Origin of the sequence: Halobaculum sp. EA56 (assembly GCF_051195075.1) — an archaeon.
Classification (GTDB): domain Archaea; phylum Halobacteriota; class Halobacteria; order Halobacteriales; family Haloferacaceae; genus Halobaculum.
This window is the reverse complement of record NZ_JBNTJX010000107.1, coordinates 1-1,014: the sequence shown is the minus strand read 5'-3', so window position 1 is coordinate 1,014 and position 1,014 is coordinate 1. Positions and strand designations below refer to the sequence as shown.

Below are 1,014 nucleotides of genomic sequence, written 5' to 3'. Positions count from 1 at the left end.
CGGTCGTCGACGAGAGCGGCGCTCCCGTCCCGAACGCGACGGTCAGTGTGAGTCACTATCAGGGTGCGATCACGCCCACCCCGGAGGAAGGTGGCGCCGACGCCGGTCTCAGCGCGCTCCCCACGAACGCCGACGGGATGCTCCAGTTCAGTGCGTGGAACCCTGATCGTCCCAGTCCGCCGCCCGGCATCGAACTGAGCGGGAACGTGAGTATCGAGGTCACGCCCCCCGAGAACGCCACCCGATTCGAGGACCGCACCTACACCCGGAACCTCACCGTCACCGGCGAGCGCAACCTCACGGTCGTGTTGAATGAGACTAGCGTCGGAAAGAAGATTTCCGGCCGGATCGTTTACCCCAATGGAACGACCGTTTCCAACGATACGGTTTTCGCAGCTTGGTCCGACGATCCCGGAATTACACAGGGATACACAACCGAAGACGGTCGTTTCGATGTGACTGTCGAGAACGAGAGCAATATTACGGTCGGCTTCAGTCAGGGTGACGCACTCGACCCGCCGGAGGCGTTCCCGCGTGACGGGATCGTCGACTTCTATGCCATCGACAAGGTGAGCACGCGGGAAGGGAACGTCTCCTTGGGGAATATCTCAATCCCTGAAGGTCACGTTCTCAATGTCACTGTTACTGGTGAATCTGGTCAGCCAGTCAAGAATGCCACTATCAGCCTCCGTCACCGGAACAATGGCACCGCATTCGGATACATCAACATCAAAACCGATGATGAGGGACAGCTGCATCTCGCGGAATCGTCGAACGGGAACTTCACTACACCCCCCGGGTTCGAAGTCAACGGGAGCCTCACGCTCAAAGTCACTCCGCCGAAAAACGCGACCGGGTACGTGAACGAGACGTACATACGCAACCTCACCGTTACGGAAGATCGGAACATCACGGTGGCGCTCAATAACGCCACGCCCGAACCGACGCTGCGCGCAGGCTCGGCTACGGTTCCGCCGAACGGGACCACGTCCGTTGACCTGACACTCTCGTCGG

1 pseudogene is annotated in these 1,014 nt (G+C 60.0%); it reads left to right on the top strand.

What is annotated here, in order from left to right:
- Window positions 1-1,014: pseudogene (locus ACQUQ1_RS22395) on the top strand (hypothetical protein); the annotation flags it as partial.